Raw genomic sequence first — 7,857 nt, 5'->3', positions numbered from 1 at the left:
GCTGCCTGCCGCCGCCGTCCCGCTACTTCCTGTACTACCCGAGCCGGTGCCAGATGCCTGCCGTCTTGCGCGCCTTTGTCGACATGCTGCGTTCGCCGGCGATATAGTCAGCCAGCGGCCGGCGGCGCGCCGTGCTCGACCGGCCACTTGACGGTAAACACGCTGCCGCCCGCCTTGCCGCGCGTGCACGTCGCGCTGCCGCCATGCGCGCGCGCGATGGCTTCGACCACGGCCAGCCCCAGGCCGCTGCCCGCATGCGGGTCGCCGCCGTCGCTGTCGCCGCGGCGGAACGCCTCGAACACGTGCGCCGCCAGTTCCTTTGAAATGCCGGGGCCCGCATCCTCGACGCTCAGGTAGTACTGCCCGGCCTGCACGCGGGTGCGCACGCGCAGCAGGCCCGGATGCGCATAGCGGCGCGCGTTGTCGAGCAGGGCCAGCACGATTTGCCGGATGCGCGCCGCGTCGCAGCAGACGGGGTGGTCGGACAGGTGCAGCTGCAGCGTAAAGCCGGCCGCGTCCATTTCCTGCGCCAGCAGGCGGCCCACTTCCTCGATTTCCAGGGTCAGGTCCGTCCACGCCATGCGCAGTTGCATGTGGCCGCTGTCGGCCAGGCTCAGGGTGCGCAAGTCCTCGATCAGGCGGCCCAGATCCTCGACTTGTGCCAGCAGGCTGGAAAACGGCACTTCCTCGGGCTTGAAGACGCCATCGACGACGCCTTGCAAGGTGCCGCGCAGGATCGTCACGGGCGTGCGCAGTTCGTGCGCGATGGCCGCATTCCACGTTTCGCTTTCCTTGGCCCCGCGCTGCAGGCGCTCGGCCATGCTGTTGAAGTCATCGACCAGCATGGCCGTCTCGCCCAGGCTACGGTCGCCCGCGAAGGCGCGCGCGGACAGGTCGCCATGGGCCACGCGGCGCACGCTGTCCATCACGGAATTGATCGGTTTGAGAATGCGCGCCGCCAGCTTGATGGCGAAAAAGGCCGCCAGCCCGAGGCCGAAGACGGTGATGGCGAAGATCCACAGCCATTCGACGGTGCTGGGCGACCAGTCGTCCGGCTCGGACAGCATGTCGGGATCGATCTTGAAGGCGATGGCGAAGAAAGTCCAGGAACCGATCCAGATGATCAGGATGCTGCAGACCATCAGCACGGACATCGACAGGATGATTTGCCGGTTCAGGCCCGTGAAGCGCATCAGTCGCTTTCCAGCCGGTAGCCCACGCCGCGCAGGCTGGCCGGCATGTTCATCACGCCCGCTTCTTCCAGCTTCTTGCGCAGCTTGCTGACGTGGCTGTCCACCGTGCGTTCCATCGAATTGCTCTCGGGCATGCACGACTCCAGCAGCTCCAGGCGGCTGCAGACGCGGCGCGGCGTGCGCGCCAGATGCGCCAGCAGGCGAAATTCCGTCAAGGTCAGGCTGAGCATGAGAGGCTGGGCCATGCCATCCTGCAGCACGCTGGCCACATACGTTTCCTGGTCGATGTCGATGGGGCCGCAGCGCAGGCGCTGGCCGCCCACCGGATGGTGGCGCACGCGCGAGCGGCGCAGCACGGCGGCCACGCGGGCCACCACTTCGGCCGGATTGAAGGGCTTGATGATGTAGTCGTCGGCGCCCACGCGCAGGGCGGCCAGTTTATCGGCATCCTGGTCGCGCGCCGTGAGCATGATGACGGGCGTCTCGCCGCGCCGCCGCACTTCCGCCAGCACGCCCCAGCCGTCGACTCTGGGCATTTGCACGTCGAGCAGCAGCAGGTCCGGCGCCAGCGCCAGGTGCTGCTGCAGCGCTTCCTGGCCATCGAGGGCGAAGGCCGTGCGGTAGCCGTCGCGCTCCAGGTAACCGGCGAGGATGCGGGCGATTTGCGGTTCATCTTCGGCGATCAGGACGAGGGCGGAAGGCGGCGTGGTGGCAAGAAACGAGGGCTGGCTGGCGCTGTGATGATAGTTCATGCAGGAGTCTAGCATTCTTCTTTCTCTCCATCGAATCTCCACATTTCTTTGACGGAATATCCACGCAAGGCTTTTATGCTGCGCGTATCTGTCGACCGGACCGCCGGTTGGGATCCGCCATAGAGAGAGTCATGCCAGTCAAGTACTTCACCAGGAAAAACATGTTAATCGCCGCGGCACTGCTCAGCCTTGCCGCCTGTTCCAAACCCGCGCCGCAAGAAGGCGCGGCGCCGCCCGCCGCCGTGACGGTGCTCAAGCTGCAGGCGGCGCCCGTGGTCCTCAGCGATGAATTGCCGGGCAGGGTGGCGGCCTTCCGCACGGCCGACATCCGCCCGCAGGTGGGCGGCATCGTGCTGCGCCGCCAGTTCGAGCAGGGCGCCGATGTGCAGGCGGGGCAGAAGTTGTTCCAGCTGAACCCTGCGCCGTTCCAGGCGGACGTCGATTCGGCCGCCGCCGCGCTGCAGCACGCGGTGGCCACGGCGAATCGCGCCAGCAGCCAGGCGGATAGGTTAAAACCGCTGGTGGAAGCGGATGCCATCAGCCGCCAGGCGTATGACGATGCTGTGGCCCAGCGCGAGCAAGCCGTGGCCACCGTGGCGCAGGCGCGCGCCAGCCTGGCGCGGCGCCGCCTGGACCTGGCCTTTGCCAGCATCGAAGCGCCCATTGCCGGGCGCATCGGCTCCGAACTGGTGACGGAAGGCGCGCTGGTGGGCCTGGCGGACGCCACGCCGATGGCGCGCATCCAGCAGATCGACAAGGTGTATGTCGACGTGCGCCAGCCGGCCGCCGCGCTGGCCGCGCTGCAAGCCTCGGGTACTGGTGGCGCGGACAAGCTGCCCGTGACCATTTTAGGCGCCGACGGCCAGCCGCATCCCGTCACGGGGCGCATCCTGTTCTCGGGCATCAGCGTCGATGCGGGCACGGGCGACGCCGTCATCCGCGTGCTGGTCGATAACCCGCAGCGCCAGCTGCTGCCCGGCATGTTCGTGCGCGCCCGCATCGCGCGCGCCGTGCAGGCGCATGGCGTGCTGCTGCCGCAGCAAGCCGTCTTGCGCAGCAGCGGCGGCCAGGCGCAGGCCTGGGTGCTCGATGGCACGCACAAAGCCAGCCTGAAACCGATTACCGTGGGCGACGTGGTCGAGCACCAGTACGTGGTCAGCGGCGGCCTGAAGGCGGGCGACACCGTCGTCATCGAAGGCCAGGAACGCTTGCAGCCGGGCGCCACCGCCGCGCCGCAGCCATGGAAGCGCGCCGTCGTGGCAACGGCGGCTGCCGCCAAGGCCCGTTGATGCACACTTTGAATACAATGAAAGCCTAACGAGATGCCTCAATTTTTCATCAACCGCCCCGTCTTTGCGTGGGTGGTGGCGGTCTTCATCGTCCTGTTCGGACTGATCGCCATACCGCAATTGCCGATTGCGCGCTTCCCTTCGGTGGCGCCGCCCAGCGTCAGCATCAGCGCCAACTATCCTGGCGCCACGCCGCAAACCATGAACGATTCCGTGGTGGGCCTGATCGAACGCGAACTGTCGGGCGTCAAGCACCTGCTGTATTTCGAGTCGTCCACCGATACCTCGGGTTCGGCCTCGATCAGCGTCACCTTCCAGCCCGGCACGGATCCGGAAATGGCGCAGGTGGACGTGCAAAACCGCCTGAAAGCCATCGAACCGCGCCTGCCGCAGGCTGTGCGGCAAAATGGCTTGACGGTGGAATCGGCATCGTCCGGTTTCCTGATGATCGTCAGCCTGATTTCCGAGACTGGCCAGCACGATGAAGTGGCGCTGGGCGACTACCTGGCGCGCAACGTGACGGAAGAACTGCGTCGCATTCCCGGCGTGGGCAAGGTGCAGCTGTTCGGCTCCGAGCGGGCCATGCGCATCTGGGTCGATCCGGCCAAGCTGGTGTCGTACAACATCGCCATGGGCGAGCTGACGGCCGCCATCGCGCAGCAGAATGCGCAGATCGCCCCGGGCCGCCTCGGCGATTCGCCCGCCGTGCACGGCCAGCGCGTGACGATCCCGCTGACGGTGCAGGGCCAGCTGCAAACCCCCGCCGAATTTGCCGCCATCGTGCTGCGCGCGAATGCGGACGGCTCGAAAGTGACCATCGGCGACGTGGCGAAGGTCTCGCTGGGCGCGCAAAGCTTCAATTTCAGCATCCGCGAAAACGGGCAAGCCGCGTCGGGTGCCGCCATCATGCTGTCGCCGGGCGCCAACGCCGTGCAGACGGCCGCCGCCGTGCGCGCGCGCATGGCCGAACTGGCGCACACCATGCCGGCCGGGATCAAGTATTCGGTGCCATTCGATACGGCGCCGTTCGTGAAAATCTCGATTGAAAAGGTGATTGTCACGCTGCTGGAGGCGATGGTGCTGGTCTTCCTCGTCATGTATCTGTTCCTGCAAAAGATACGCTACACCCTGATTCCCGCCATCGTCGCGCCGATCGCCCTGATGGGCACTTTTACCGTGATGCTGCTGGCCGGCTATTCCATCAACGTGCTGACCATGTTCGGCATGGTGCTGGCCATCGGCATCATCGTCGATGACGCCATCGTGGTGGTGGAAGCGGTCGAGCGCCTGATGGCCACCGAAGGCCTGTCGCCGAAGGAAGCGACGTCGAAAGCCATGCGCGAAATCACGGGGGCGGTCGTGGGCATCACGCTGGTGCTGACGGCCGTGTTCATCCCGATGGCGCTGGCCAGCGGTTCCGTGGGCGCCATCTACCGCCAGTTCACCCTGGCGATGGCCGTGTCGATTTTGTTCTCGGCGTTTTTGGCACTCACCCTGACGCCGGCACTGTGCGCCACCATGTTGAAACCCATCGGTCCGCACGATCATGACAGGAAGGGCTTCTTCTTGTGGTTCGACCGCCAATTTGACCGCATGACGGCGCGCTATGAACAGGGCGTGGTGGCGATGCTGAAACGCGCCGGCCGCTCAATGGTGGTGTATGGCGCCATCGTCGCGGTGCTGGGCGTGGCCTTCATGCAGCTGCCGTCGGCCTTTTTGCCGGAAGAAGACCAGGGCTATTTCATTACCTCGATCCAGCTGCCGTCGGACGCGACCATGGAGCGCACGCTCGATGTCGTCAAATTGTACGAGCAGCACGTGGCCACGCGGCCCGGCATTGAGGTGAACCAGTCGATCCTCGGCTTCAGCTTTTCCGGCGCGGGACCGAACGCGGGCCTGGCGTTCACCATGCTGAAGGACTGGAAACAGCGCAACGGCGCCACGGCGCAGGAAGAAGTGGCGCTGGCGCAGGCCGCCATGTCGCAGGCGAAGGAGGGCGTGATCATGAGCCTGATGCCGCCCGCCATCGATGAACTGGGCAATTCGTCCGGCTTTTCGATGCGCCTGCAAGACCGCGCCAGCCAGGGCATCGCCGCCCTGCAGGCGGCGCAGAACCAGTTGCTGGGACTGGCCGCGCAAAGCGGCAAGGTGGCGGGCGTGTATCCGGACGGCTTGCCGCCCGGCGCCAGCGTGCGCCTCGATATCGACCGCACCAAGGCCGAGGCATTGGGCGTGTCATTTACAGCGATTGCCGACATGCTGACGGCGGCCATGGGTTCGACCTATGTCAACGATTTCCCGAACGCGGGCCGCATGCAGCAGGTGATCATCCAGGCCGACGCGCCGTCGCGCATGCAATTGAACGACGTGCTGGCCCTGCGCATCCGCAATAACGCGGGCGGCATGGTGGCCCTGGGCGAATTGGTGCGCCCCGTGTGGAGCGAGTCGCCGCTGCAACTGGTGCGCTATCAGGGCTATCCGGCGGCGCGCATTTCCGGCAGCGCGGCGCCGGGCGTATCCAGCGGCGACGCCATGCTGGAAATGGAGCGGCTCGTGAAACAGCTGCCGCCGGGCTTCGCGCTGGCGTGGACGGGCCAGTCGCTGCAAGAGAAGGAATCGGCCTCGCAAGCGCCGATGCTGATGGCGCTGTCGATGCTGGTGGTCTTCCTCGTGCTGGCGGCCCTGTATGAAAGCTGGTCGATCCCCGTCTCCGTGATGCTGGTGGTGCCGCTGGGCCTGTTGGGCGCCGTGCTGGCCGTGATGCTGCGCGGCATGCCGAACGACGTGTTCTTCAAGGTGGGCATGATCACGATCATCGGCCTGTCGGCGAAGAACGCCATTCTGATCGTCGAATATGCGCGCCAGCTGCAGGCGCAAGGGCGCGGACTGGTCGAGGCGACGGTGGAAGCGGCCCGCTTGCGCTTGCGTCCGATTTTGATGACGTCATTGGCGTTCGCGCTGGGCGTGGTGCCGCTGATGCTGGCCACGGGCGCCAGCGCCGAGACGCAGCACGCGATCGGCACGGGCGTGTTTGGCGGCATGATCACCGCCACCGTGCTGGCCGTGTTTTTCGTGCCCGTGTTCTTTGTCGTGGTGCTGGGCGCCGTCGACAAGATGGGCACGTACTTCAAGAAACGCAATAATCACACTGCGGTTAAAGCGGTGGAAGGAGAGTCGTAATGCGTTTATTTTTTTTCACACCGCTGGCCGCACTGGCCCTGTCGGCGTGTTCATTGACGCCGCCGCTGGTCAAGCCGGCGCCGCCCATCCCTGCCGCTTATGGCGAGGCCTTCGCGCCAGCCACGGCCGACACTGCGGCCGACCTGGGCTGGCGCCAGATGCTGCTCGACCTACGCCTGCAGCGCCTGGTCGACATCGCGCTGGAAAACAACCGCGACTTGCGCGTGGCGTCCCTCAACGTGGAAGCCGTGCGGGCCCAGTATCAGATCCAGGATGCGGGCCGCTACCCGGCCGTCGGCGCGAATGCGGGTGGCGTGCGCCAGCGCGGCGCCGATGCCAAGCTTCAAAACACGTTCACGGCCGGCATCGCCATGAGCGCATTCGAGATCGACCTGTTCGGCCGCCTGCGTTCGCTGTCGGACGCCGCGTTTGCCCGCTACCTGGCCACGCAGCAGGGCCAGCGCGCCGCGCACATGACCCTGATCGGCGGCGTGGCCGACGCCTACCTGGAGCAGCGGCTGGCCGAGGAACAGCTGGCGCTGGCGCGGCAAACCCTGCTTGACTGGCGCCAGGCGCTGGTCCTGACGCAGCGCCTGCATGGCGCGCAGCAAGGCAGCGGCCTGGACGTGGCGCAAGCGGAAGGGCAGGCGGCGACGGCGGAAGCGGACGTGCAGGCGCGCGTCCGGGCCAGTGCCCTGGCGCGCAACAACCTGGAATTGCTGCTCGGTGCGCCGTTGCCGGCCGATTTGCCCGCTGGCCGGCCGCTCGATGGTCAGCCCGTGCTGACGCAGCTGCCGCCCGGCCTGCCGTCGGACTTGCTGGCGCGCCGGCCCGATATCCTGCAAGCCGAATATGCGCTGGTGGCGGCGAACGCGGAAATCGGCGCCGCCCGCGCCGCCTTCTTCCCCCGTCTGTCGCTGACGGCGTCGCTGGGCCTGGCCAGTCCGGAACTCGGCGACCTGTTCCGTGGCAGCGCGCGCAGCTGGTCGTTTGCGCCGCAAGTGACGCAACCGCTGTTCCAAGGCGGCCAGCTGCGCGCGGAACTGCAGCTGTCGCGGCTGCGCAAGGACGTGGCCGTGCTGCAATACGAGCAGGCGATCCAGACGGCCTTCCGCGAAGTGCGCGACGGCCTGGCCGGCGGCGCCACATATGCGCAGCAGATCGCCGCGCAGCAGCGCGTGGCGGCGGCCGCCGAACAGCGGCGCAAGCTGTCGGCCTTGCGCTATGGCGCGGGCCAGGACAGCCGGCTGGAATTGCTCGACGCGCAGCGCCAGTCGTATGCGGCGCAGCAAGCCCTGCTCGACGCGCGGCGCGACCAGTTCAAGTCGGCCGTGGCCCTGTACAAGGCGCTGGGGGGAGGGCTGGAGGAGTAATGGTGCCGCTCGGGCACTGATATGGCATTGGTTTAATTCAATATTTCCAGTATTATGGAATAATTAAATA

The 7,857-nt window shown here is 66.6% G+C and carries 5 protein-coding genes; 3 read left to right on the top strand and 2 right to left on the bottom strand.

Annotated elements, in window-relative coordinates; genetic code table 11:
• Nucleotides 1-107: 107 nt before the first annotated feature.
• Complete coding sequence (locus tag K0F86_RS26595) at nucleotides 108-1,193, bottom strand: ATP-binding protein (protein ID WP_219137124.1); 1,086 nt, start codon at nucleotides 1,191-1,193, stop codon at nucleotides 108-110.
• The gene (locus K0F86_RS26590; RefSeq protein ID WP_077403452.1) at nucleotides 1,193-1,945 is read right to left on the bottom strand and encodes a response regulator; all 753 of its coding nucleotides are present in this window, start codon (nucleotides 1,943-1,945) and stop codon (nucleotides 1,193-1,195) included. The genes K0F86_RS26595 and K0F86_RS26590 overlap by 1 nt, the downstream gene beginning before the upstream one ends.
• Nucleotides 1,946-2,106: 161 nt before the next feature.
• On the opposite strand from K0F86_RS26590, the gene K0F86_RS26585 reads away from it, so the two are divergent.
• From K0F86_RS26585 to K0F86_RS26575, 3 genes are read left to right on the top strand one after another with little or no spacing between them, the layout of a single operon-like run.
• The gene (locus K0F86_RS26585) at nucleotides 2,107-3,234 is read left to right on the top strand and encodes an efflux RND transporter periplasmic adaptor subunit (protein ID WP_219137123.1); all 1,128 of its coding nucleotides are present in this window, start codon (nucleotides 2,107-2,109) and stop codon (nucleotides 3,232-3,234) included.
• A 33-nt stretch (nucleotides 3,235-3,267) separates the two neighbouring features.
• Nucleotides 3,268-6,414 (top strand): efflux RND transporter permease subunit, encoded by a 3,147-nt coding sequence (locus K0F86_RS26580; protein ID WP_219137122.1) that lies wholly within the window; start codon nucleotides 3,268-3,270, stop codon nucleotides 6,412-6,414.
• Entirely contained in the window at nucleotides 6,414-7,787 is a 1,374-nt protein-coding gene (locus K0F86_RS26575) for an efflux transporter outer membrane subunit (protein ID WP_219137121.1), read from the top strand. Before K0F86_RS26580 ends, K0F86_RS26575 begins: the two co-directional genes overlap by 1 nt.
• The last annotated feature ends 70 nt before the right edge of the window (nucleotides 7,788-7,857 follow it).

Origin of the sequence: Janthinobacterium sp. UMAB-60 (genome assembly GCF_900095235.1) — a bacterium.
GTDB lineage: Bacteria > Pseudomonadota > Gammaproteobacteria > Burkholderiales > Burkholderiaceae_D > Janthinobacterium.
This window is presented reverse-complemented; position numbering and strand designations above follow the sequence as displayed.

Bases quoted from the DNA above. Each gene is read 5' to 3' on its own strand.
- K0F86_RS26595 (WP_219137124.1), bottom strand. From the start codon at position 1,193: ATGCGCTTCACGGGCCTGAACCGGCAAATCATCCTGTCGATGTCCGTG.
- K0F86_RS26590 (WP_077403452.1), bottom strand. From the start codon at position 1,945: ATGAACTATCATCACAGCGCCAGCCAGCCCTCGTTTCTTGCCACCACG.
- K0F86_RS26585 (WP_219137123.1), top strand. From the start codon at position 2,107: ATGTTAATCGCCGCGGCACTGCTCAGCCTTGCCGCCTGTTCCAAACCC.
- K0F86_RS26580 (WP_219137122.1), top strand. From the start codon at position 3,268: ATGCCTCAATTTTTCATCAACCGCCCCGTCTTTGCGTGGGTGGTGGCG.
- K0F86_RS26575 (WP_219137121.1), top strand. From the start codon at position 6,414: ATGCGTTTATTTTTTTTCACACCGCTGGCCGCACTGGCCCTGTCGGCG.